General features: G+C 71.2%; 23 protein-coding genes and 1 tRNA gene. 8 read left to right on the top strand and 16 right to left on the bottom strand.

What is annotated here, in order from left to right:
- Nucleotides 1–11: 11 nt before the first annotated feature.
- Both OG522_RS18270 and OG522_RS18265 read left to right on the top strand, forming a co-directional pair.
- Nucleotides 12–1529, top strand: a complete 1518-nt coding sequence (locus OG522_RS18270; RefSeq protein WP_329464035.1) for a glycosyltransferase — start codon at nucleotides 12–14, stop codon at nucleotides 1527–1529.
- Nucleotides 1526–3709 carry a glycosyltransferase family 39 protein gene (locus OG522_RS18265; RefSeq protein ID WP_329464034.1) on the top strand — a complete coding sequence of 728 codons (2184 nt, stop codon included), beginning with the start codon at nucleotides 1526–1528 and terminating at the stop codon, nucleotides 3707–3709. Before OG522_RS18270 ends, OG522_RS18265 begins: the two co-directional genes overlap by 4 nt.
- 228 nt (nucleotides 3710–3937) lie before the next feature.
- Here OG522_RS18265 and OG522_RS18260 read toward each other — a convergent pair whose 3' ends face one another.
- Complete coding sequence (locus OG522_RS18260; protein WP_329464033.1) at nucleotides 3938–4765, bottom strand: endonuclease/exonuclease/phosphatase family protein; 828 nt, start codon at nucleotides 4763–4765, stop codon at nucleotides 3938–3940.
- Between the two features lie 195 nt (nucleotides 4766–4960).
- On the opposite strand from OG522_RS18260, the gene OG522_RS18255 reads away from it, so the two are divergent.
- On the top strand, nucleotides 4961–6472 hold the full coding sequence (locus OG522_RS18255) for an MFS transporter (protein ID WP_329464032.1): 1512 nt from the start codon (nucleotides 4961–4963) through the stop codon (nucleotides 6470–6472).
- Nucleotides 6473–6580: 108 nt separating this feature from the next.
- Nucleotides 6581–7366, top strand: coding sequence for a TetR/AcrR family transcriptional regulator (locus OG522_RS18250; protein WP_329464031.1), 786 nt, complete (start codon nucleotides 6581–6583; stop codon nucleotides 7364–7366).
- A gap of 235 nt (nucleotides 7367–7601) precedes the next feature.
- Here the strand turns inward: OG522_RS18250 and OG522_RS18245 are convergent, their stop codons facing one another.
- The 3 genes from OG522_RS18245 to OG522_RS18235 all read right to left on the bottom strand — a co-directional run bounded on the left by OG522_RS18245 (nucleotide 7602) and on the right by OG522_RS18235 (nucleotide 11602).
- Nucleotides 7602–8420, bottom strand: a complete 819-nt coding sequence (locus OG522_RS18245; RefSeq protein WP_329464030.1) for a YceI family protein — start codon at nucleotides 8418–8420, stop codon at nucleotides 7602–7604.
- A gap of 169 nt (nucleotides 8421–8589) precedes the next feature.
- Entirely contained in the window at nucleotides 8590–11067 is a 2478-nt protein-coding gene (locus OG522_RS18240; protein WP_329464029.1) for an MFS transporter, read from the bottom strand.
- Nucleotides 11068–11116: 49 nt separating this feature from the next.
- Nucleotides 11117–11602: a MarR family winged helix-turn-helix transcriptional regulator gene (locus OG522_RS18235; RefSeq protein WP_329464028.1), complete on the bottom strand. Its 486-nt coding sequence runs from the start codon at nucleotides 11600–11602 to the stop codon at nucleotides 11117–11119.
- 202 nt (nucleotides 11603–11804) lie between these two features.
- Between OG522_RS18235 and OG522_RS18230 the strand changes: the two genes are divergently transcribed.
- A complete protein-coding gene (locus OG522_RS18230) occupies nucleotides 11805–12023 on the top strand; it encodes a hypothetical protein (protein WP_329464027.1) in 219 nt (72 codons plus the stop codon).
- A gap of 37 nt (nucleotides 12024–12060) precedes the next feature.
- Here the strand turns inward: OG522_RS18230 and OG522_RS18225 are convergent, their stop codons facing one another.
- The 9 genes from OG522_RS18225 to OG522_RS18185 form a co-directional block, all read right to left on the bottom strand.
- Nucleotides 12061–12813, bottom strand: coding sequence for a hypothetical protein (locus tag OG522_RS18225; protein WP_329464026.1), 753 nt, complete (start codon nucleotides 12811–12813; stop codon nucleotides 12061–12063).
- A gap of 59 nt (nucleotides 12814–12872) precedes the next feature.
- Nucleotides 12873–13724: an RNA polymerase sigma factor SigF gene (locus tag OG522_RS18220; protein ID WP_053725878.1), complete on the bottom strand. Its 852-nt coding sequence runs from the start codon at nucleotides 13722–13724 to the stop codon at nucleotides 12873–12875.
- A 245-nt stretch (nucleotides 13725–13969) separates the two neighbouring features.
- A complete protein-coding gene (locus OG522_RS18215) occupies nucleotides 13970–14845 on the bottom strand; it encodes an RNA polymerase sigma factor SigF (RefSeq protein ID WP_329467639.1) in 876 nt (291 codons plus the stop codon).
- A gap of 196 nt (nucleotides 14846–15041) precedes the next feature.
- Nucleotides 15042–15335, bottom strand: a complete 294-nt coding sequence (locus tag OG522_RS18210) for a Dabb family protein (RefSeq protein WP_329464025.1) — start codon at nucleotides 15333–15335, stop codon at nucleotides 15042–15044.
- 41 nt (nucleotides 15336–15376) lie between these two features.
- Entirely contained in the window at nucleotides 15377–15538 is a 162-nt protein-coding gene (locus tag OG522_RS18205; protein ID WP_329464024.1) for a hypothetical protein, read from the bottom strand.
- Nucleotides 15539–16067: 529 nt separating this feature from the next.
- Nucleotides 16068–16152, bottom strand: a tRNA-Ser gene (locus tag OG522_RS18200).
- A 58-nt stretch (nucleotides 16153–16210) separates the two neighbouring features.
- Nucleotides 16211–16639, bottom strand: a complete 429-nt coding sequence (tadA, locus tag OG522_RS18195; RefSeq protein WP_329464023.1) for a tRNA adenosine(34) deaminase TadA — start codon at nucleotides 16637–16639, stop codon at nucleotides 16211–16213.
- 44 nt (nucleotides 16640–16683) lie between these two features.
- Entirely contained in the window at nucleotides 16684–17259 is a 576-nt protein-coding gene (locus OG522_RS18190) for a tRNA adenosine deaminase-associated protein (RefSeq protein WP_329464022.1), read from the bottom strand.
- Between the two features lie 139 nt (nucleotides 17260–17398).
- Complete coding sequence (locus OG522_RS18185) at nucleotides 17399–17578, bottom strand: hypothetical protein (RefSeq protein ID WP_329464021.1); 180 nt, start codon at nucleotides 17576–17578, stop codon at nucleotides 17399–17401.
- Between the two features lie 121 nt (nucleotides 17579–17699).
- Here OG522_RS18185 and upp point away from each other — a divergent pair, with 121 nt between their 5' ends.
- Nucleotides 17700–18335 carry a uracil phosphoribosyltransferase gene (gene upp / locus OG522_RS18180; RefSeq protein ID WP_329464020.1) on the top strand — a complete coding sequence of 212 codons (636 nt, stop codon included), beginning with the start codon at nucleotides 17700–17702 and terminating at the stop codon, nucleotides 18333–18335.
- Nucleotides 18336–18471: 136 nt separating this feature from the next.
- On the opposite strand, the gene OG522_RS18175 is transcribed toward upp, so the two are convergent.
- The 3 genes from OG522_RS18175 to OG522_RS18165 all read right to left on the bottom strand — a co-directional run bounded on the left by OG522_RS18175 (nucleotide 18472) and on the right by OG522_RS18165 (nucleotide 20393).
- Nucleotides 18472–19098 (bottom strand): LytR C-terminal domain-containing protein, encoded by a 627-nt coding sequence (locus OG522_RS18175; protein ID WP_329464019.1) that lies wholly within the window; start codon nucleotides 19096–19098, stop codon nucleotides 18472–18474.
- 113 nt (nucleotides 19099–19211) lie between these two features.
- Nucleotides 19212–19508 (bottom strand): type II toxin-antitoxin system VapB family antitoxin, encoded by a 297-nt coding sequence (locus OG522_RS18170; protein ID WP_053725882.1) that lies wholly within the window; start codon nucleotides 19506–19508, stop codon nucleotides 19212–19214.
- A 294-nt stretch (nucleotides 19509–19802) separates the two neighbouring features.
- Nucleotides 19803–20393, bottom strand: coding sequence for an HhH-GPD-type base excision DNA repair protein (locus OG522_RS18165; protein WP_329464018.1), 591 nt, complete (start codon nucleotides 20391–20393; stop codon nucleotides 19803–19805).
- A 282-nt stretch (nucleotides 20394–20675) separates the two neighbouring features.
- Between OG522_RS18165 and OG522_RS18160 the strand changes: the two genes are divergently transcribed.
- Nucleotides 20676–22946, top strand: coding sequence for a terpene synthase family protein (locus tag OG522_RS18160; protein ID WP_329464017.1), 2271 nt, complete (start codon nucleotides 20676–20678; stop codon nucleotides 22944–22946).
- Nucleotides 22947–23098: 152 nt separating this feature from the next.
- Nucleotides 23099–24022: a cation diffusion facilitator family transporter gene (locus OG522_RS18155; RefSeq protein ID WP_329464016.1), complete on the top strand. Its 924-nt coding sequence runs from the start codon at nucleotides 23099–23101 to the stop codon at nucleotides 24020–24022.
- Nucleotides 24023–24025: the final 3 nt, after the last annotated feature.

The raw sequence follows: 24025 nt of genomic DNA, 5'->3' as shown, positions 1-24025 counted from the left end.
GGGTCGCTGTCATGCGAACCGAATCCTCTGCCCCGAGCGCCCCGCGCGCCGCAGGCGCACCGCAGCCGGTCGCCCTTCCCGCTCGCCGGCACCTCACCGTCCAGCCGTCCGGCGCCCCCGTCCTCGATGTGACGATCCCCGTCCACAACGAGGAGCAGGACCTGGAGCGGTGTGTGCGGCGGCTGCACGAGCACCTCGCGCGGACCTTCCCGTACGGCTTCCGGATCACCGTCGCGGACAACGCGAGCACCGACTCGACTCCCCTGATTTCGGCGCGACTTGAGCGGGAGATACCGGAACTCAGCGCCGTCCGCCTTGAGGAGAAGGGGCGCGGGCGGGCGCTGCGTACCGTGTGGTCGGCGTCCGAGGCGCCCGTGCTCGCCTACATGGACGTGGACCTCTCCACCGATCTCAACGCGCTGCTTCCGTTGGTCGCGCCGCTGATCTCCGGGCATTCGGACCTGGCCATCGGCTCGCGGCTCGCCCGCTCCTCGCGGGTGGTGCGCGGCGCCAAGCGGGAGTTCATCTCGCGTACGTACAACCTGATCCTGCGCGGATCGCTCGCGGCGCGGTTCTCCGACGCCCAGTGCGGGTTCAAGGCGATCCGGCGCGAGGTGGCCCAGCGGCTGCTGCCCATGGTCGAGGACACCGGATGGTTCTTCGACACCGAGATGCTGGTGCTCGCCGAACGCGCCGGGCTCAGGATCCACGAGGTGCCGGTGGACTGGGTGGATGATCCGGCGAGCACCGTGCACCTGGTCAGTACGGCGCGGGACGACCTGTTGGGCGTGTGGCGCGTCGGGCGGGCGCTCGCGGTGGGGGCGCTGCCACTCGACCGGCTCGCCCGGCCGTTCGGCGACGACCCCCGGGACCGGCAGCTGGAGGGGGTGCCGGGCGGGCTCGCCCGCCAGCTCGTCGGGTTCTGTGTCATCGGCGCGCTCTCCACCCTGTTCTACCTCGCCCTGTACGCCGTCGCGCGGGGCGCCATGGGGCCCCAACTCGCCAACGGGACCGCCCTGTTGGTGTCGGCCGTCGCCAACACCGCGGCCAACCGGCGACTCACCTTCGGGGTACGCGGCCGGGACCGCGCGGTGCGCCACCAGGCCCAGGGCCTGGCCGTCTTCGCCATCGGGCTCGCGCTGACCAGCGGCTCGCTCGCGGCGCTCGACGCCGCCAACGCGAACGCCGCGCACTCCACCGAGGTCGCCGTCCTGCTGGCGGCGAACCTCGCGGCCACGGTGCTGCGCTTCCTGCTGTTCCGCGCCTGGGTCTTCCCGGCCCGCCGCCCGGCAGCCGCCGCCACCCCGCAAAGCCCCGAAACCCCGCCCACCACCGCTCCGCTGAGCCCCGAAACCCGGCCCGGCTGTGCCCCGCAGCGCCCCGAAACCCGGCTCGACCACGCCACGCGCCACTGCGCCCCGCCCGACCGGACCCCGCCCGACCGGGGCCCATACGGCAGCGACCCGCACCACCCCGATCCACACCCCCGCGCCCCGCAAGCCTCCGACCCGAAGGGCCACGCACGATGACTACGACCTCCGCCCAGGCCGATCCGCGCGAGGGGGTTGCCGCGGCCGGGCGCCGGGTGGCCCGGAGCCGGCTGTGGCGCGGTCGGCCCGATGACCCGGCCTGGGTGCGCCCCGCGCTGTTCGCGCTGCTCGCCCTCACCTTCGCCGGCTACCTGTGGAACCTCAGCGCGTCCGGTTACGCGAACTCCTTCTACTCGGCGGCCGTCCAGGCGGGCAGCCAGAGCTGGAAGGCGTTCTTCTTCGGCTCGCTCGACGCCGCCAACGCGATCACCGTCGACAAGCCCCCGGCCGCGCTGTGGCCGATGGCCCTGTCCGTACGCCTCTTCGGCCTCGGCTCCTGGCAGATCCTGCTGCCCGAGGTGGTGATGGGCGTCGGCACGGTCGCCGTGCTGTACGCGGCGGTGCGGCGACGGTTCAGCCCGGCCGCGGGGCTGATCTCGGGCGCGGTGCTCGCCCTGACGCCCGTCGCCGCCCTGATGTTCCGCTTCAACAACCCGGACGCGCTGCTCGCGCTCCTCATGACGGTCACCGTGTACTGCGTGCTGCGCGCGCTGGAGGACGCCCGCACCAAGTGGCTGGTGTGGGCCGGTGTCGCGATCGGGTTCGCGTTCCTGACGAAGACCCTCCAGGCGTTCTTGATCCTGCCGCCGCTCGCGGTCCTGTACGCGGTGTGCGCGCCCACGACCGTACGTCGCCGCCTGAGCCAACTCGCCCTGTCCACCGGGGTGTTGATCGTCTCCGGCGGCTGGTGGGTGGCCGCCGTGGAACTGTGGCCCACGTCCTCGCGCCCGTACATCGGCGGCTCGCAGCACAACTCCTTCCTTGAACTCACCTTCGGCTACAACGGACTCGGCCGGATCAGCGGTGACGAGACCGGCAGCGTCGGCGGCGGCGCCATGCCCGGGGGCATGGAACTCCCGGCCGGGATGAAGCAGGGCGGCGGTGGCGGTGGTGGCTGGGGGGCGACCGGCATCGGCCGGATGTTCAACTCCGAGATCGGCAGCCAGATCTCGTGGCTGCTGCCCGCCGCGCTGCTCCTGCTGATCGCCGGCCTCGTGATCACCTGGAGGGCCGGGCGGAGCGACACCGCGCGGGCCGCGTTCCTGGCCTGGGGCGGCGCGCTGCTGATGACCGCCGTGATCTTCAGCTTCATGGCGGGGATCTTCCACCAGTACTACACGGTGGCCCTGGCCCCCTACATCGCGGCGCTCGTCGGCATGGGCGTCACGGTGCTGTGGGAGGAGCGCTCGCGCGTCTGGGCGGCCCTCGCGCTCGGGGTGACGGTGGCGGGCACCGCGCTGTGGTCGTACGTGCTGCTCGGGCGCACCCCGGACTATCTGCCGTGGCTGCGCTGGGCGGTGCTCGTCGGCGGGCTGCTCGCCGGGGTGGGCCTCGCGTGCGCGGGGCGGCTGAACCGCGGGGTGGCGCTCGGTGTCGCGGGTGCCGGGCTCGTGGCATCGCTGGCCGGACCGAGCGCGTACTCGGTCAGCACGCTCGACACCGGGCACACCGGTTCCATCGTCACGGCGGGGCCTACCGGGACCGGCACGATGGGCGGGCCCGGGGGTGGTGGCCGGATGCGGTTCGGCGGGGGCCGGCTGGGCGGCGCCGCGGGCCAGGGGCAGCCGCCGCAGGGCGGGCAGGGGATGCCCGGCGGGCCCATGGGCCAGGCGCCCACGGGCCAAGGGTGGAACCAGCCCCAAGGCCGGCCCGGACAGGCACAGGGCCGCAACGGCGGGGCACCGACGATGCCCGGCGTCGGCGGCGAGCGTGGCGGCGCGGGCGCCGGTATGGGTGCTGGTACGGGCGGCCTGCTCGACGGTGCCAAGGTGAGCGCGCAGGCCGGGGCGCTCCTGAAGAAGGACGCGGCGCGGTACACCTGGGCCGCGGCCGCCATCGGGTCGCAGAACGCCGCGAGCTATCAACTCGCCACGCAGGACCCGGTGATGGCGGTCGGCGGCTTCAACGGCAGTGACCCGTCACCGACACTCGCGCAGTTCAAGAAGTACGTGGCGGACGGGAAGATCCACTACTTCATCGCGAGCGGCGGCGGAATGATGGGCGGCGGCGGCGGGGGCCAGGCCAGTGGCAGCTCCATCAGCAGCTGGGTCGAGGCGACCTTCCCGAAGGTGACGCTCGGCACCGCCACCTTCTACGACCTGACCTCGTCGGCGAAGTAGCCCTGCCGGTCGGGCGGGGCCTGGTCAACGAGGCGGCCCCCGGCCGGCCCGCCCTCGTCGGTGAGGTGGCCCCTCCGGTCGGGCCGGGCCTCGTCGGCGGAGTAGCCCCGCTGGTCACGCCCGGCCTCACCGGCGAGGTGGCCTCGTTAGTCGGGCCCCGGCCACCGGCGAGGCAGCCCCCGCTGGTCAGGCCTGGGTGAGGTAGCCCCTCCCCAGCCACGCCCGGCCTCACCGGCGGAGTAGCAGATCGGCGACGACCGGGCGGTGGTCCGAGGCCAGTGTCCTGGGCACCGTCGCGTCGCGCACCCGTACCGCGCCACTCTGCACCGCCACATAGTCGATCCGCCTGACGGGAACATCCGCGGGGAAGCTGTTCGCGTGCGGGTCGGCGTCGGTCAACTCCCGCCACAGCGGGGACAGTTCAGACGAAGAAGGTGCGGCGTTGAAGTCGCCGAGCAGGATCTTGCGGGCGCCTCGGTCGGCGTTCATGATGCGCCGCGTGTCGGCGACCTGCGCCACCCGTACCGAGGGGTCGCCCCGGTAGTCGAGGTGGGTGACGTACACATGGACTGGTACGCCCCGCGCCTTCAGCTTCACCTCGCCGAAGCCGGGCGCGGGCGCCGGTACGGGGTGCGGGACTTGGGTCGAGAGCCGGGTGATCTCGTGGTTCTCGGCGGCCAGGATCGCGTACCGGGACAGCACCGCGACGCCGAACTCCCGCCGGGGGCCGCCCGGTTGCTCGGGGTCCAGGCTGTATATCGGCGCGAACGAGACATGCATGCCGAGCCGCGCGGCGAGCTCCGCGGCCACGTCGCGCCCCTGGCTGCGCGTGCCCCAGCGCACATCGACCTCCTCAAGTCCGATCACGTCCGCGTGCAGGGCCCGCAGCGCGGCGGCCTGCCGGTCGAGGTCGAAGACGTCGTCCATTCCGGCGCCCGCATGGATGTTGTACGTCGCGACCCGCAGCGGCACCTCCCGCCCGGAGCCGGGCGACGCGTGCGCCGCAGGTACCAGAATCAGTCCCAACAGGCTTGCGCTCAGCGTCAGTTGAGCCATTCGGCCGTACCGTCTCGGTCCAGGTGTCACGGCGCTCTCCTCGTCCGTCCAGCCATCCGGCTCAGCGTTCCACGTCGGGCAGGTGTTCGTCCGCCGCGGGCCTTGGGGAAGTAATTCGCTTTACGGCGTAGAAGAACTCCCTTACGGTGTACAGCACCACCTCTCGTACACCGTATAAGGAGCCAGGGAGCCGCCATGACGGCCACGACAACCGAGAACCGAACCACCCCCGCCGCCCATCCGCAGCGCTGGCTGATCCTCGGCGTCATCTGCCTGGCCCAGCTAACGGTGCTGCTCGACAACACCGTCCTCAACGTCGCCATCCCTTCCCTCACCACCTCGCTCGGCGCGTCCACCGCCGACATCCAGTGGATGATCAACGCGTACTCGCTGGTCCAGTCCGGGCTGCTGCTCACCGCGGGCAGCGCGTCCGACCGCTACGGGCGCAAGAAGATGCTCGCAGCGGGACTCGCGCTCTTCGGTATCGGCTCGCTGGCCGCCGGTTTCGCGCAGAACTCGGGGCAGCTGATCGCCGCGCGCGCCGGCATGGGCATCGGCGGGGCGCTCCTGATGACCACCACCCTGGCCGTCGTCGTCCAGATCTTCGACGACGAGGCCCGGGTCAAGGCCATCGGCGTCTGGGCCACCGTCAACTCGCTCGGCTTCGCCGCCGGGCCGCTGATCGGCGGGGTCATGCTCGACCACTTCTGGTGGGGCGCGATCTTCCTGGTGAACATCCCGGTCGCGGTGATCGGCCTGGCCGCCGTGATCGTGCTCGTACCCGAGTCGAAGAACCCCCGGGGCGACCGGCCCGACCTGCTCGGGGCGCTGCTCTCCACGGTCGGTATGACGGGTGTCGTGTACGCGATCATCTCCGGTCCGGGGCACGGCTGGCTCTCCGGCCACGTGCTGGCCTCGGCGGCCATCGGACTGGTGTTCCTCGCCGGGTTCGTGCGCTGGGAGCTGTCGATCGAGCACCCGATGCTGGACATGCACTTCTTCCGCAACCAGAAGTTCATCGGGGCGGTGGCCGGATCGATCCTGGTGGCGTTCGGCATGGGCGGCTCGCTGTTCCTGCTCACCCAGCACCTCCAATTCGTCCTGGGATACGGGCCGTTGGAGGCGGGCCTTCGTACCGCGCCGCTCGCGCTGAGCGTCGTAGTGCTCAACATGTCGGGGATCGGCGCCAAGCTGGTGGCCACGGTCGGCACCCCGCGCGCCATCGCCATCGGCATGACCGCGAACGCGGCCGGGCTCGCCTCGATCGCGCTGCTCGGCGGCCACAGCTACGGCGGCACGCTGCTCGGCCTGGTCGTGATGGGCGCGGGCATCGCCTTCTCCATGCCGGCCATGGCCAACGCCATCATGAGCGCGATACCGCCGGAGAAGGCGGGCGTGGGCGCGGGCGTCAACGGAACGCTGGGCGAGTTCGGCAACGGGCTCGGCGTCGCGGTGCTCGGCGCGGTGCTGAACTCGCGGTTCGCCGCGCTGGTGCCGGTCGCGGCTGCCTCGCTGCCCGCCGCGCTCGCCGCCGCCGGGAACGACGCCGAGCGGTCCGAGATCGCCGACGCGTTCGCCTCCGGCCTGGAGACCAGCCAGTTGGTCGGCGCGGTCGCGGTCCTCGCGGGCGGCCTGCTCGCGGCGGTGCTGCTGCACCGCGCGGAACGAGGCGTGCCCGCGCCCGCCGGGTCGGCTACCGCCGCATAGCATCGACGGGGGTGAGCTCCCCGAATTCCGGACATATCCCCTGAGGGGTGTGTTCCCTACGGACAGGACCCTGCGGGGTCGGCAGGACAAAACCCGAGGAGGGCGGCGATGGTGTCGGCGGCGGACCGTACGAAGGATGCGGCGCGTACCAGCGTGTGGCTCGGGAGCAAGGCGGGCAACCGGGTGCGCCGGGCGGAGGCGCCCGAGGGCGGCGCTGCTCTCGACCGGGACCGGATCACCGCCGAGGCCGTCCGGCTGCTCGACGCCGAAGGGTCCGCCAAGTTCTCCATGCGGCGGCTCGCGGGGGAGCTCGGCGTGACCGCGATGTCCCTGTACTGGTACGTCGACACCAAGGACGACCTCCTCGAACTCGCCCTCGACTCGGTGTTCTCCGAGATCGAGCTGCCCGACATGGAGGACGAGGCGGCCGACTGGCGCGACCAGCTCCGCGCGGTCACCATCGGCTACCGCGCGGTCTTCGTACGCCACTCCTGGGCGTCCGCGCTGATCGGCCGCTACCTCAACATCGGGCCGCACTCGATGGCCTTCTCGCGCACGGCCCAGCGCATCCTGGCGCGCACGGGGCTGCCGCCGCACGGGCAGATGGGCGGGCTGGCCGCGGTCTTCCAGTTCGTGTATGGGTTCGGCACGATCGAGGGCACGTTCGTGCAGCGCTGCGCGGATGCGGGGGTCACGCAGGACGAGTACTTCGCCCAGGCGATGGGGGCGCTGAACGAACGGCCTGAGTACCGGGCGCAGTTCGAGGAGGCGGCGGAGTTGATGGCGGCGCGGGGTGGGGAGACGGTGCAGGAGATGCGGGAGCGGGACTTCGATTTCGCGCTCTCGCTGCTCGTGGCGGGCATCGAAGCCCTGAGCACCCAGCACCCCGCCTGACCCCCTGGGGCTCCGCCCCGGACCCCGTTCGCGCCTGAACGGCGCTCGTCCTCAAACTCCCCCAAGGCCTTAAGGGCCAGGGGGGACCCTCATGACGGGCTGAAAATGCTTGCCGGGGTCGGCACCGACCCTGTCAGGGGCGCGGGGAACCGCGCGATCGGCCCTCACGGCCCGCAGCCGAAATGATCGCGCAGCCTGGCCGGGCGCAGCCCAAGAGGGTCGGGCGCGCCCCGGGTCAGACGGTGGGCAGGGCTTCGCCCTGCACGGTCTGGATGTCCAGCTCCACCTTCAGCGTCGTGCCGATCGCCGAGATCCCCGCCTGGAGCACCTGGTTGTAGTTCATCGCGAAGTCCTCGCGGCGCAGTTCGGCCGTCGCGCGGTAGGCCGCCCGTACGCCGCCCCACGGGTCCGGGCCCGTACCCAGGTAGGAGAGGTCGAGGTCGACCTCGCGGAGCACGCCGTGCAGGGACAGTTCGCCCTGCACCGTCCAGCGGTCGGGGCCGGCCGGGACCAGTCCCGTACTGCGGTAGGTGATCTCGGGGAAGCGCTCGACGTCCAGGAAGTCGGGCGACTTGAGGTGCCCGTCCCGCATGGCGTTGCCCGTGTCGATCGAGGCCGCGCCGATCACCGCCTGAACCCGCGACTTCGCCAGGTCCTCCGCGATCTCGATCCGGCCGCCGAACTCGCCGAACCGGCCGTGCACGCTGGAGATGCCCAGGTGCTGGGCGACCGCGCCGACCGACGAGTGCACCGGGTCGATCGTCCAGGGGCCCGGCGGCGGCAGCTCGACGCCGCCCTGGCGGGCCAGCACCACGGTGCCCGCCTCGGCCCGGCCGCTCGCCGTGACCAGCGCGGTGGAGGCGGCGGGGGCGTACCCGACGGCCGTCACGATCACCGTGTACGGGCCGGGCGCCAGCGCCACGTCCGCCGCAACCGAGCCGTCTGGGGCCGCCGACGCCCGCAGTACCTGCGTCCCCGTCATGTCGGTCATCGTCACCACGGCGTGCGAAACCGCCCAGCCGTCGCGTGTCCGTACCTGTGCCCGCAGTCCCATCCCGTTTTCTCTCCTCTTGAAGTACAGAAGCCTCTTAGGTGCAAAAGGCCGGGCCCCGGGCCCGGGGCGGCCGGCCGTCCCCTGCCCGCCGCCCCGTACCCGGGGCCCGTTTCCACGCCGGGTGCGCGCGCCGCCTCCGCTCGAAGCGGCGCCCGCACCCGGGGGTCAACTACTCGCCCGGGTGGGCGAGTTCGATGTCGTGGCCGTCCACGCCGCGGCCGGCCACGGTCAGCGAGCCGGCCACCGGCGGGTAGCCGGTCGCGATCAGCGTGTACTCGCCGGAGTTCAGGTCGGCGAAGGCGTACGCGCCGTCGTCGCCCGTCGTCGTACCCGCGACCACGTTGCCCGCCGCGTCGACCAGGGTGACCCGGGCGTCGGCCAGCGGACGCCGGTCGGCGCCGCCCCGCACCGTGCCCTGGAGCCGTGCCCCGGACTGGAGCGCGGCCTCGATACGGGTCACGCCGTGGCTCGCGATCTCCACCGGCAGCGCCAGCGGGCGGAAGCCGTCCGCGTTGACCGCCACGGTGACCTGGCCCGGCACGAGCTCGCCGAAGGTGAACTCACCGACCGCGCCCGACTTGCCGGTGGCGAGCACATCGCCGCGCACATCGGTCACGATCACCATCGCGCCCTCGACCGGTGCCCCGGTCTCGGCCGCCCTGACCGCACCGGCGAGGCCGCTGGTGCCGGACAGGAGGATGTCGTACCCGAGCGGATCGCTGCCCACGACGACGGTCGCTGCCTGCGGCTGGAAGCCGTCGGCGGCCGCGATCAGGACGTACGAACCGGCGCCCGGCGCATCGAGCAGGTACCCGCCGTCGGGCCCCGCCACCGCGCGGCCGAGCTGGCTGCCGCCGAGCGAGATGAGGGTGACGGCGGCGGAGGCGACGGGCGCCCCCTCGGCGCCGCGCACCGTGCCGTGCACCGCGATGCCGTTGATCACCGGGGCGGCGGCCGGGGTCGCCGTGGCCACGGGGGTCATCGTGGCGGTGGCCTCAACAGCCGTCGCCTGGGCGGGAATCGGGGCGGTCGCCGCGGCGGGAGCCTCCTCGCTCGCGCCCACCGCACGGGTCCGCAGCGGGACCTCCTTGATGAACAGCGTGACGAAGAAGGCGAGCAGCGCGCAGGGCGCCGCGTACAGGAACACATCGCCGACGCCGTGTCCGTACGCGCTCTCGATGACGGTGCGGATCGGGCCGGGCAGCGTGGCCAGGTCCGGGATGGCGCCGGAGCCTCCGCTGCCGCTCTTGGCGGCGGCCGCGCCCTGCGGGCCGAGCGCGGTGAGGCCGTCGTGGACGTAGTGGGTGACCCGGTTGGCCATGACCGCGCCGAGCGCCGAGACACCGACCGCACCGCCGAGCGAGCGGAAGAAGGTGACGACGGAGGAGGCGGAGCCGAGGTCGGCGGCGGAGACCTGGTTCTGGGTGCACAGGACCAGGTTCTGCATCATCATGCCGATGCCGAGGCCCATCAGCGCCATGTAGATGGAGAGGCGCCAGTACGGGGTGTCGTAGCGCATCGTGCCGAGCAGACCGAGGCCCGCCGTCACCAGCACGCCGCCGCTGACCAGCCAGGCCTTCCACTTGCCGGTCTTGGTGATGACCTGCCCGGAGATGGTCGAGGAGATGAACAGGCCGCCGATCATCGGGATCGTCATGACGCCGGACATCGTCGGCGTCTTGCCGCGGGCCAGCTGGAAGTACTGGGAGAAGAACACCGTGCCGGTGAACATCGCGACACCCACGAAGAGCGAGGCGATCGAGGCGAGGGTGATGGTGCGGTTGCGGAACAGGCGCAGCGGGATGATCGGCTCGCTGGCCTTCGACTCGGCGAACACGAACAGCGCGCCGAGCAGGACCGAGCCGCCGACCATGGCATACGTCTGCCACGAGATCCAGTCGTACTTGTCGCCCGCGAACGTCACCCAGACCAGGAGCAGCGAGACGGCCGCGCTGATCAGGAAGGCGCCGGTCCAGTCGACCTTGACGTCACGCTTCACGACGGGGAGCTTCAGGGTCTTCTGGAGCACGACCAGCGCGATGATGGCGAACGGCACGCCGACGTAGAAGCACCAGCGCCAGCCGAGCCAGTCGGTGTCGGTGATCACGCCGCCGAGCAGCGGTCCGCCGACCGTCGCGACCGCGAACGTGGCGCCGAGGTAGCCGCTGTAACGGCCGCGCTCGCGCGGGGAGATCATGGCGGCCATGACGATCTGGGCGAGCGCGGAGAGGCCGCCGACGCCGATGCCCTGGACCACGCGGCAGGCGATCAGCATGCCGGAGTTCTGGGACAGACCGGCCACGATCGAGCCGGAGACGTAGATGACCAGGGCTATCTGGACCAGCAGCTTCTTGCTGAAGAGGTCCGAGAGCTTGCCCCACAGCGGGGTGGTCGCGGTCATCGCGAGCAGCGAGGCCGTGACGACCCAGGTGTACGCGGACTGGCCGCCGCCCAGGTCGCTGATGATGTGCGGCAGGGCGTTGGTGACGATTGTCGAGGACAGGATGGCGACGAACATGCCGAGCAGCAGCCCGGACAACGCCTCCATGATCTGCCGGTGAGTCATCGGCGCGCCACTCTCGGACGGCGTGTGCCCTCCGTGCTTGGCGTGGCCGCCCCGCACACCGGCTGGTGTGGTCGTAGCCATGAAGTTCCTTGTCTTGTACGTCTGTTGGGCGGGTGTACGGGTGTGTTTGCTATGCGGGGGTGCTGGTCTGGGCGATCCGGGGCTCGGGGGTGCGGACGTGGGGTGCCCGGCAGTCTCCGAAGGAGTCGCGCAGCCGCGCCAGCATCGTGTTGAGCTGCCCGACCTCGTCGTCGGACCAGTCCTTGAGGGTGTGCGCGAACATCTCCGCGGTGCGCAGCCCGAGATCGTCGACCATGGCCCGGCCCGCGGGGGTGAGCCGCACGATCCGCGAGCGCTTGTCGGCGGGGTCGGCGGACCTCTCGATCCAGCCCCGCTCGGCCACGTGTGCGACATGACGGCTGGTCACCGACATGTCCACCGCGAGGAGTTCGGCGAGGCGGCTGATCCGCATCTCGCCGTACCGCTCCAGGAGGGTGAGGGCCGCGGCGGAGCCGGCCGGGCACTCGGGCGGCAGGATCCGCGCGAGTCCTCGTTTGACGGCGCCGATGGCGCTGAGCTGCCGGGCCAGCTCCTCGTACAGGCTCTGCGCTGCCATGGACACCTCCTCACATCTTGTTGCTTTAGGCAACCATAAGATTGTTGGTTGCCGAAGGCAAACTAAATGGGAGGTCTGGCGGCAAAGGAACTGCAAAGCCTTCGCATATGGAAACCCAAGTTGCAGGTCGCGGGGGTCCGGAACGGGTTCTTGCGGGGGCGGGGGTTGGGCGCGACCCCCAACTTCGCTAGGGTCCTGCCCCATGGCACACAACCCCCACGCGCCCCAGGGTCCCGAGGGCAACCACGACCCGGCGGGCTCAACTCAGATGTTCCGCGCCTTTGTCGACGAGGGCGGGCCGCAGGGCCGGCAGCCGGCGACTCCGGCGGCGGCGCCGGCCGGGCCGCGCGTCGGCCTGATCATCGGCGTGATCGCGGCGATCGCCATCCTGGGAGCGGTGGCCTGGCTGGCGCTGGGCTGATTTCCTTCCCGCCGGGGGCCCGGGGCGAAGCCCCCGGTCACCCCCAGCTCGCCGTCACCGACCGGGTCTCGATATGCATCCCCAGCGGCACCCGCCACGCGTCGACACACACCCCGTATGTCTGTGACCGCACCGCCCCCGCCGCGATCGGCACCGGCAGCGCCTGACTGGACGTGATCGTCGCCCAGTCCACGCCGAGCAGCCCGATGACGTGCGTCGCGAAGGTGACAGTGCCCGACTTCACGGCCGTACCGCCGGTGTTGCCGAACCGCACGGTCACGTTCTCGCACCAGCGGTGGTCCCCCGCCGAGCGGCTCGGCGCCCCGAGGGTCAGCACCGCGGGCCCGGCGGGCGGCGGAGCGGGTGAGGAGCTGCCGGTATCTGTAGGGCCGCCCGTCCCCGAACGCCCAGGAGCGGAAGGGGAGTTGCCGCCCCCCGGCGCCGAAGGCCCGGCCGGGTCGGCTGAAGTGCCCGGCGCTGTCGGTGTGACCGGCGTGGTGGGGGTCCGGCCCCCTGGGCCCGGAGATGCGGCAGGGCTGGGGCCCGGCGGCGTACCGGGCACACCGGATCGGGCAGGCCCGCCGGGCGCACCCGACGGCGCCCCGTCCAGCGGCACCAGCTCCACCGCGCCGTGCGGCGGCACCGCGTGGTCCGGGGCCGAGGGTCCGGTGCCGGCCGCGCCGACCGCCACGTAGCCGGTTGCGCCCCCGCCGCCCGCGCGGGCGGCGAGCGTGCCGCCCAGGCCGAGCACCACCGCCACCGAGACGCCGATCACCACACGTCGTCGCATCGCGCCAGTGTGTCTGACGATGCGTCAATTAACCAGAGGAGCGGCTTCGGTGGCGGTCCTCAGTCGGAGATCAGGCCCTCGCGGAGCTGGGCCAGCGTGCGGGTGAGCAGACGCGAGACGTGCATCTGCGAGATGCCGACCTCCTCGCCGATCTGCGACTGCGTCATGTTCGCGAAGAAGCGGAGCATGATGATCTGCCGTTCCCTGGGCGGGAGTTTGGCGAGCAGCGGCTTGAGGGACTCGCGGTACTCGACGCCTTCGAGCGCGGTGTCCTCGTAGCCGAGCCGGTCCGCGAGCGAGCCCTCGCCGCCGTCGTCCTCGGTGGCGGGCGAGTCGAGCGAGGAAGCGGTGTACGCGTTGCCGACCGCGAGCCCGTCGACCACGTCCTCCTCGGAGACCCCGAGAACTGCCGCCAGTTCGGGGACCGTTGGCGAGCGGTCGAGCTTCTGGGCGAGTTCGTCGCTCGCCTTGGTGAGGGCGAGCCGCAGCTCCTGGAGGCGGCGCGGCACCCGCACCGACCACGAGGTGTCGCGGAAGAACCGCTTGATCTCGCCGACGACCGTGGGCATCGCGAACGTGGGGAACTCCACGCCGCGTTCGCAGTCGAAGCGGTCGATCGCCTTGATCAGGCCGATCGTGCCGACCTGGACGATGTCCTCCATCGGCTCGTTGCGGCTGCGGAACCTGGCCGCCGCGTACCGCACGAGCGGCAGGTTGAGCTCGATGAGCGTGTCGCGTACGTATGTACGCTCCGGGCTGTCGGTGTCCAGGGTGGCCAGCCGCAGGAACAAGGAGCGGGACAGCGTGCGGGTGTCGATGGCTGCGGTGTTTGCGGCGTGTCGGCGCACGGTTGGTGCGGGTGCGCTCTTGGTGAGCGTGAGCACCTTCGAGCTGCCCTGTTCTGCGGACATGCCACCCCCTTGAGGTCGCGGACGGTCGCGTTGGGCCACGACCATCGGAGGAAGCAGCCTCCACCTGAATACCGGACGGGGGGCTGCGGCAAACGCGGTTCCAGCAGAATGTCACATGTCGGCAACACGCTGTAGTGACTTGTCGACAAGTCGGGCCGGAGTACGTGCAGGAAGCAAGGGGTGCCGGGCGTTTGCGGGCAGAATTTTCGCAGGGATGTGCCAGGAGCGCGGACCACTCGATCCGGTTATGCCTCGATTCGATTTGCGGACCGCAGCCGGGCGAAACTCCTGGCGAGGAGCCTTGACACATGCATCTGCGACACTCCCAATTCCTGGCTGATCTGGGACTGCGTCAGATTGCTGTAATAGCGGAGCATCAGGATCCGCTGTTCCCTTTCGGGCAGTTGTACGAGCAGATGGCGGACCAGGTCCCGGTGTTCGACCCCGGCGAGGGCGGGGTCCTCGTAGCCGAGCCGGTCGAGCAGGCCGGGCAGGCCGTCGCCCTCCTGGGCGGCCTCCAGGGAGGTCGCGTGGTAGGAGCGGCCCGCCTCGATGCAGGCGAGCACCTCGTCCTCGCCGATCCGCAGCCGTTCGGCGATCTCGGCGGTGGTGGGGGAACGGCCGTGCAGGGTCGTCAGGTCCTCGGTGGCGCCGTTCACCTGCACCCAGAGCTCGTGCAGGCGGCGCGGGACGTGCACGGTGCGCACGTTGTCGCGGAAGTACCGCTTGATCTCGCCGACGACGGTGGGCATCGCGAAGGTGGGGAACTGCACGCCCCGGTCCGGGTCGAAGCGGTCGATCGCGTTGATCAGGCCGATCGTGCCGACCTGGACGACGTCCTCCATGGGCTCGTTGCGGGAGCGGAACCGCGCGGCGGCGTACCGCACGAGCGGCAGGTTCGCCTCGATCAGCGCCCCGCGCACCCGGTCGTGCTCCGGGGTGCCCGGCTCAAGCCCCTTGAGGCGAGCGAACAGCACCTGGGTGAGGGCGCGGGTGTCCGCGCCCCGGCTGGAGGTTCTCGCGGGGTCCCTGGGGCCCTCCGGGGATTCCTGGGCGGGCACTTCGCGTGCGTCCTGCGGCTCGTTCTGGGGTGGGACTTGAGGCGTCGTACTGGCCGGCACTGTCACGCCACCCCTTAGCGTTCGGTCAACTCATCCGTCAAAAGCGGTCATAGCATCACAAGACATGTCCACTGTGTGCAAGCACCGTATAACTACGTGTTGAGGGCAAGTTGGGGCAGATGGGCCGGTCAGCGCCTCGCCGGGCAGCAAAAAAGCCCCGCGCCTTCTCAGGCGCGGGGCCGGGCTGCGGGCCGGGTCAGAACGGGTAGTCGGCGATCACCCAGGTGGCGAACTCGCGCCACTGCGCGGCGGCCGCCTGGTGAGCCGGGTGCTCCAGGTAGCGCTTCAGCGCGTCCGCGTCCGCCACGGCGGAGTTGATGGCGAAGTCGTACGCGATCGGCCGCTCGGTGATGTTCCAGGCGCACTCCCAGAACTGGATCTCGGGGACGAGCCCGTCGAGCTCCTGGAACGCCTTCGCGCCGGCGGCCACCCGGGCCTCGTCGCGCGCGACACCTTCATTGAGCTTGAACAGGACCAGGTGGCGGATCATGAACTTCTCCTACGGCTGTGGTGGGGCCGAACGGCGGCGGTTCAACGGACCAGATTGGTCATGAACTGCCCGACGCCCTTGGCCGCGCTCGATATGCCCTCGAACCCGGTCTGGACCATCCCGGCGGCCTGCACGGGTGACGTGATGATCGTGTACAGCACGAAGACCACGGCCACGTAGAGCAGGACCTTCTTGACGTCCACTTACCTTGCCCCTCCCCGGCGGTCCGCTGTGCGGTCGGGTGAGTCTAACCGCCACCCGGCCAGTACTCACCCGGGCTTTATGGACCAACGGCCCGGCGATCGGGGTCCTTCGCCCGGCGGTACGGGTGTGACGGGAGAGCAGGATGGTTCCTGAGCCCCCCGGATCTGGCAGGAATGCGGAGGGCCAGGATCAGGACCTCACTGCGGGGTCCGCGCCGCGAGCTTCCCCCCTGACCGCGGCGCAGGGCTTGCAGGTTCTGTTCTCATCGGGGGGAGCGGCTTGTCCCCCCGATGCCGCTCCCCCCGTCCAGCATGCGAGAGCCCCCGGTCGCCCTTCTTCCGGCCGGGGGCTCTCGCATGCGCGGCGGGCGCTGGCGCCAGGAGGGTTCGGGCGGGGGCGACGGGGGGTTGCCACCAGCGGCTCGGCGGGCGGCGATTGACGTCGTTGGGCGAGTGGCGTGTGCACCCGGCGACCCACGCAAAACACCCCGCCGTTCTGAGTTTCCTCAGCCCGGCGGGGTGTTGAAAGCGGTAGCGGAGGGATTTGAACCCTCGGTGAGTTTCCCCACACTCGCTTTCGAGGCGAGCTCCTTCGGCCGCTCGGACACGCTACCGAGAGAGAGCTTAGCCCAAGGTGGGCCGTGGTTTGAAATCGGTTCTGCGAGAGCTCCGTCACCGCTGGCGGAAGAACGCCGTCAGCTGCGCCGAGCACTCCTCTTCCAGGACCCCGGCGACGACCTCGGGGCGGTGGTTGAGCCGTCGGTCGCGTACGAGGTCCCACAGCGATCCGGCCGCCCCGGCCTTCTCGTCGCGGGCGCCGTACACGACGCGGTCGATCCGGGACTGGACGATGGCGCCCGCGCACATCACGCACGGCTCCAGGGTGACGACGAGCGTGCAGCCGGTCAGCCGCCACTGGCCGGTCCGGTCCGCCGCGCGGCGGATCGCGAGGACTTCCGCGTGCGCGGTCGGATCACCGGTCGCCTCGCGTTCGTTGTGCCCGGACGCGAGGAACGAGCCGTCGGCGGCCAGCACGACCGCGCCGACCGGCACGTCGCCGGCCGACTCGGCCTCGGCGGCCCCGGCCAGGGCGGAACGCATCGGCTCCGCCCATCGTTGCTGTACGGGGTCGTGCGGATGGGGCACTAGCGGACGGCCTCCAGGACCTCGGCCGCGCCCAGCGCGTCCGCGATCGTCACGAGGGCGTCGCCGTCCAGGGCGAGGAGGTCGCGCTCGCCGATGCCGAGGTCGGCGAGGATCGCGCTCTCGCCGAGCGGACCGGCCGGCACGGCGCCGTCCGACGGGTCGTCCCCGTCGTCCGGGTCGTCCGTGGCCGACTGGGCCTCCTCCTCCTCGTAACCGTCCTCCGTGCCGTCGAGGTCAAGGGCCTCCAGCTCGTCCTCCTCGTCGTCCTGGTCGTGGCCGAGCAGTTCGTCGGTGAGCATGGCCCCGTACGAGGAGCGGGCTGCGACGGCGGCGTTGGAGACGAAGACGCGTGGGTCCTCCTCGCCGTCGACGCGGACGACGCCGAACCAGGCGTCCTCCTGCTCGATGAAGACGAGCACCGTGTCATCGGCCCCGTCGGCCGCTGCTTCCCGGGCCAGGTCGGCCAGATCGGACAGCGTTTCCACATCGTCGAGCTCTGTGTCGCTCGCTTCCCACCCGTCTTCGGTGCGCGCGAGCAGTGCGGCGAAGTACACCGTGACTCTCCCACTGGTCATAGGCGTGCCGGTTGGGGGTCCCCCCGGCTGTGGCTTCCTTCGGAATCGTGGCAGAAAAAACCGCGGTTGCGAGAGTTCTTCCACGGTTGCGTTTTTCCAGTCGCCGCGATCACGGGCTCGGGAGCACCGGTTTCGCGGGTCACCAGCGGAAGGTTCGCATGCGCATGGCCTGCCGCATACGGGCCGCGCGGGCGCGCCGCGGCTGGACCCGGTCGCGCAGCGCCTTCGCCTCGTGCAGTTCGCGCAGGAACTGGGCGCGCCGCCGACGGCGGTCCGTGTCGTTCTCGGGTTGTTGGTCTCGGTCGTGCTCGTCCGCCATTGGCTCACACCGCCCCGGTCGGTTCTGCTCCCCACCTTCCCCCCGTTCGGCCGCTTGACGCCAGAGCCGGCCCTCAGCAGGTGGGGCGCGGTGCCCCTGCTCCCCGGCTACTGTGGACGTCATGCGGATCCATGTCGTCGACCACCCTCTCGTGGCGCACAAGCTCACCACGCTGCGTGACAAGCGCACCGACTCCCCGACCTTCCGGCGGCTCGCCGACGAGCTGGTCACCCTGCTCGCCTACGAGGCCACCCGGGACGTGCGCACCGAGCAGGTCGACATCGAGACCCCGGTGACGCCGACGACGGGCGTCAAGCTCTCCCACCCGCGCCCGCTGGTGGTCCCGATCCTGCGGGCGGGCCTGGGCATGCTGGACGGCATGGTGCGCCTGCTGCCGACCGCCGAGGTGGGCTTCCTCGGCATGATCCGCAACGAGGAGACCCTGGAGGCCTCCACGTACGCGTCCCGGATGCCCGAGGACCTGTCGGGCCGTCAGGTGTACGTGCTCGACCCGATGCTGGCGACCGGCGGCACGCTGGTCGCGGCGATCCGGGAGCTGATCAAGCGCGGCGCCGACGACGTGACCGCGGTGGTGCTGCTCGCCGCCCCCGAGGGCGTCGAGGTCATGGAGCGCGAGCTCGCGGGCACCCCGGTGACCGTGGTGACCGCCTCCGTCGACGAGCGGCTCAACGAGCACGGCTACATCGTGCCGGGGCTCGGCGACGCCGGTGACCGGATGTACGGGACCGCCGGCTAGGCGACCGCGTGACGGTCCGGTGCGGTACCGCGCCCTGAAGGGCGCGGACAACTGCGCGATCCCGCAAGCTTGGACTTCGTTCGAGCAGGGGGACCCCGCCGGTCCGCGGCCGGCGGGCACCACTTCCGCGGAGCGCTCAGCACTTCCCCGAGGGCGCGGGTGCGGGCTTGGCCAGGGCGGCCAGGGCCGTGGTCGCGTCCTGTGGTGTGTTCAGGGCGCCGAAGGTGGTGCCGATGATGAGGTCGACGTCCGGCGTGTTGCGCGTGTCGACCTTCTGCTCCGCGCCCTTGAGCTGCGTACCCAGCACGGAGAGCGGGCCCCGGGTGGACGCGGGGTTGCCGAGCAGTATCCCGTTGCCCGGGACCTTCTTGTCGTACGCCTCGGGCGCGTTGCCGACCTTGCCGATCGCGAAGCCGCGCTTCTTCAGCTCGTCCGCCACGGACTTGGCGAGGCCGCCGCGCGGGGTCGCGTTGTAGACGTTGACCGTGATCTGGGCGGGCTTGGGCAGCGCCTGCGCCGGGGCGGCGGGGGACGCGGAGTTCTTCTTGCAGTCCCCCTTGGGCGCGGCGGCCTTGGCGCCGCTGTGGCCGCCGAACACGTCGATGAGCTGGAGCGTCCCCCAGCCGATCAGGCCGAGGGCCAGGACCGCGCCGACGAGCGCGGCGATGAGTCGGCCGCGCCTTCGGGGACGTCGCATCCGCGGGTACGTGTCGCCCTTGATGCGGTACTTTCCGCCCATGCCGGGGGGAGTGAGCATGCTCATAGCGGCAGCGTAATGCCGCCTTGTGATGATGCCTACTAAATGATCAACGGCGGGGGCGCGTGTGCGCCCGTATGCGCCTCAAAAGGCCCGAAAGGCTCACCCGGGTGTCGGGGTCAGTCCATTTCGAGTACGCGCGCGTGCAGGACCTGGCGCTGCTGGAGCGCCGCCCGTACCGCGCGGTGCAGCCCGTCCTCCAGGTACAGGTCGCCCTGCCACTTCACGACGTGCGCGAAGAGGTCGCCGTAGAACGTGGAGTCCTCGGCGAGCAGGGTTTCCAGGTCGAGTTGGCCCTTGGTGGTCACGAGCTGATCGAGCCGGACCGGGCGCGGCGCGACGTCCGCCCACTGCCGGGTGCTTTCCCGGCCGTGGTCGGGGTACGGCCGCCCGCTTCCGATGCGCTTGAAGATCACACGGAAAGCCTACCGGGCGAGCGGCTCCGGGCGCAGCCATGGAACGCGAGTGCAATCCTGAACAAAACTTAAGAAAACCGGCGTATGGGGCGCGTCCTGACCCACAGTGACCGGACGGCGGGCGCCCCCGAGCCCCTTCGCGCCCGCGACACGGACGAAACCGGGGCGCGGGATACCGCCGAGGCGCCCACCACCCCACTTACGCCCCGAGGCCCACGGCGACGCCGCGTCCGGGCCTGGCCGGGGCGGGAGATCTCGCCGTTCCAGCGCGGTGCGGGCGGCATGGCCCCCGGGCTACCTCGGCGGCTCCGCCGCCTTCGCCGCCGCCTTGGCCTGTTGCTTGTACGCGCGTACCTTCACCAGGGAATCCGGGCCGGTGATGTCCGCCACCGAGCGGAAGCACCCCGCTTCCCCATACGCCCCAGCCGCCTCCCGCCACCCCTTGGGCCGCACCCCGAACTGCTTGCCCAGGAGCGCGAGGAAGATCTTCGCCTTCTGCTCGCCGAAGCCCGGCAGCGCTTGGAGGCGGCCCAGCAGCTCGGCCCCGGACGCCGCGCCCGTCCACACCGCGGCCGCGTCACCCCCGTACTCCTCGACCAGGAAGGCGCACAGCGACTGGATGCGCTTCGCCATCGAGCCCGGGTAGCGGTGGACGGCCGGCTTCTCCTTGAGGAGCTCCGCGAAGGCCTCCGGGTCGTACGCGGTGATCGCCCCGGCGTCGAGGTCGTCCGCCCCCATGCGCGTGGCGATCGTGTACGGGCCGGAGAACGCCCACTCCATGGGGACCTGCTGGTCGAGCAGCATGCCGACCAGGGCTGCCAGGGGGCTCCGGCCGAGCAGCTCGTCCGCGTCGGGCTGCTGGGCGAGCCGAAGGGTTGTGTTCATGCCTCGATGATCGGCGGACGGTGCCCCGGTCGCATGTGGACACAGCGGGCGGATTACTACGTGCCACGCACCGCGGAATCGAGTGCTGCGTGCCGCGCACCGCAGAAGCGAGTGCCGCATGCCGCGCACCGCAGAGGCGAGTACTGCGTGCCGCGCCCCACAGAAGCGTTTTCGAGTGGACTCACGCTTTCGTATGACAGACATACGCGTGCCGAATGGGCGTGTCGGGGCTGGGTAGTTCGGGCCCGACCGTCAACGCGCGTACCAGGAGGGGCGACCGCAGTGACCCAGCCTTTCGTCCTGCCGGATTTCTACATGCCGTATCCGGCTCGGCTCAATCCCCATCTCGAAGCGGCCCGCGCGCACACCCGCGAGTGGGCCGCCGGGATGGGCATGCTGGAGGGCTCCGGGATCTGGGAGCTGAAGGACCTCGAAGCGCACGACTACGCGCTGCTGTGCTCGTACACCCACCCCGACTGCGACGCCGAGCAGCTGGCCCTGGTGACCGACTGGTACGTGTGGGTGTTCTTCTTCGACGACCACTTCCTGGAGATGTTCAAGCGGACCCTGGACCGCAAGGGCGGCAAGGAGTACCTCGACCGGCTGCCCGCCTTCATGCCCATGGACCTCGCGGACGGCTTCCCGGAGCCCACCAACCCCGTGGAAGCGGGCCTCGCCGACCTGTGGGCGCGAACCGTCCCGGCCATGACGGAGGCCTGGCGCGAGCGCTTCGCGGTCAGCACCCGCAATCTGCTCAACGAGTCGCTGTGGGAGCTCGCCAACATCAACGCGGGGCGGATCGCCAACCCCGTCGAGTACATCGAGATGCGCCGCAAGGTGGGCGGCGCGCCCTGGTCGGCCGGACTCATCGAGTACGCGAACGCCGAACTCCCCGCGTCCGTCGCGAAGTCGAGACCGCTGCGGGTCCTCACCGACGCGTTCGCCGACGGCGTGCACCTGCGCAACGACCTGTTCTCCTACCAGCGCGAGGTGGAGGACGAGGGTGAACTCAGCAACGGCGTCCTGGTGTTGGAGACCTTCCTCGGCTGTACGACACAGGAGGCGGCCGAAGCCGTCAACGACCTGCTGACCTCGCGGCTCCAGCAGTTCGAGAACACCGCGCTGACCGAAGTCCCCGCGCTGTGCCTGGAGAAGGGCCTCACGCCGGCCGAGTCCGCGGCCGTCGCCGCGTACGCCAAGGGGCTCCAGGACTGGCAGTCCGGCGGGCAGGAGTGGCACATGCGCTCCAGCCGCTACATGAACGAGGGCGCGGTCACCGGGCCCGCCCTCTTCGACGGGTTGCTCGGCACCTCGGCGTTCGACATCACCACGCTGTTCGGCCGCCCGGCGGCGGCCCGGCACCGCAGCTTCACTCACGTACCGATGCAGAAGGTCGGGCAGTCCCTGCTGCCCGACTTCGACGTGCCGTACCCGCTGACGGTCAGTCCGCACGTGGCCGAGGCCCGGCGGCTCTCCATCGCCTGGGCGGACCGGATGGGCCTGCTCGACGACATCTGGGACGCGGAGAAGCTCGCGGGTTACGACTTCGCGCTGTGCTCGGGCGGCCTCGACCCCGACGCGACCCTGGAGGAGATGGAACTCAGCGCCGAGTGGCTGACCTGGGGGACGTACGGCGACGACTACTTCCCGCTGGCGTACGGCCGTTCGCGCGATCTGGCCGGGGCGCGGGCCTGCGTCGAGCGGTTCGCCCTGTGCATGCCGCTGGACGAGCCGGCGGCCGGACTCGCGGTGGCCCAGACCCCCATGGAGCGTGGCCTCGCCGACCTGTGGGCGCGCACCGCCGGGCCGATGCCGCCCGAGGCCCGCGCGGCCTTCCGCCGGTCGGTCGACGTCATGCTGGAGAGCTGGCTGTGGGAACTGCACAACCAGGCCCAGCACCGCATCCCCGACCCGGTCGACTACATCGAGATGCGCCGCTACACCTTCGGCTCCGACCTCACGATGAGCCTGTCCCGGCTGCGCCACGCGGACCGGCTGCCGTCCGGGATCTACGAGAGCGGCCCGGTGCGCAACCTGGAGAACTCGGCGGCGGACTACTGCTGCCTGCTCAACGACGTCTTCTCGTACCAGAAGGAGATCGAGTACGAGGGCGAGCTGCACAACGGTGTCCTCGTCATCCAGAACTTCTTCAACTGCGACTACCCGACGGCCCTGCGCATCACGGACGACCTGATGCGGTCGCGGCTGCGACAGTTCCAGCACGTCGTGGACAACGAACTCCCCGTTCTGTACGCCGACTTCGAGCTCGACGAGGCGGGGCGGGCGGCCCTGGACACCTATGTGGCCGAACTCCAGGACTGGATCGCGGGCATCCTGAACTGGCACGTGGCGGCGCGCCGCTACATGGCCGAGGACCTGCCCGGGTCCCTGCCCCATGGGGGCGGCATCCATGGGGAGCCGGAGGCCGGGGCGGCGCCGTGGTGGATGCGGCCGACGGGCGTCGGGACCTCGGCCGACCGGGTACGGCTGCCGGAGGTGATCGCGTCGGCGCTCCCCGGGACCCCCACGGTGGCGGGAGGGCACACCTCGTGATCCTCTGAGGTGTGCGGGGCGTGTGTGCGGTCGCGCCCGGCACGAGTGAGGCGTGTGGGGCGTGGGCGGCGGCCGGCACGGCGAGGTGTGCGGGGGCGGCGCCCGGCACCAGCGATGTTGTGCGGGGCCCCGCCCGGCACGAGGAGGCGCGCATGGGACACGACCACGGCGCGCCCACCGCCGCATCCGGCACGCTCAGCGGCACGTATCGCAAGCGGCTCCTGTGGACCATCGGCATCAGTGTGTCGATCACCCTCATCCAGGTGGTCGGCGCGCTGCTTTCCGGCAGCCTCGCGCTGCTCGCCGATGCCGCGCACAGTCTCACCGACGCGATCGGGGTGTCCCTCGCGCTCGGCGCGATCACGCTCGCCCAGCGCGCCCCGACCCCGCGCCGCACCTTCGGTTTCTACCGGGTGGAGATCTTTTCGGCGGTCCTGAACGCGCTGCTGCTCGCGGCGATCTTCGTCTGGGTCATGTGGTCGGCGATCGGCCGCTTCCGTGAACCCGTCGAGGTCAAGGGCGGGCTGATGTTCGCCGTCGCGGTGGGCGGGCTCGCCGCGAACCTGGTGGGACTGTGGCTCTTGAAGGATGCCAAGGACAAGAGCCTCAATCTGCGCGGCGCCTATCTGGAGGTGCTCGGTGACGCGCTCGGCTCGGTCGCGGTGATCGTGGGCGGCCTGGTCATCCTGCTCACCGGCTGGCAGGCCGCCGACCCGATCGCCTCGATCGTGATCGGGCTGCTGATCGTGCCGAGAGCGTACGGCCTGCTGCGCGACGCCCTGCACGTGCTGATGGAGGCGACCCCGCAGGACATGGACCTCGCCCAGGTGCGCCAGCACCTCCTTGATGAGCCGGGTGTGGTGGACGTACACGATCTGCACGGCTGGACCGTGACGTCCGGGATGCCCGTGCTGACCGCGCATGTGGTGGTGTCGGCGGCCGCCCTGGACGGGGGGTACGGGGAGCTGCTCGCCCGGCTCCAGCGCTGTGTGGGCGACCACTTCGACGTGGCGCACTCCACGATCCAGCTGGAGCCGGAGGGCCACCGGGAAGCCGCGGAATCCCTGCACATGTGACGG

Origin of the sequence: Streptomyces sp. NBC_01431, assembly GCF_036231355.1 — a bacterium.
Classification (GTDB): domain Bacteria; phylum Actinomycetota; class Actinomycetes; order Streptomycetales; family Streptomycetaceae; genus Streptomyces.
This window is presented reverse-complemented; position numbering and strand designations above follow the sequence as displayed.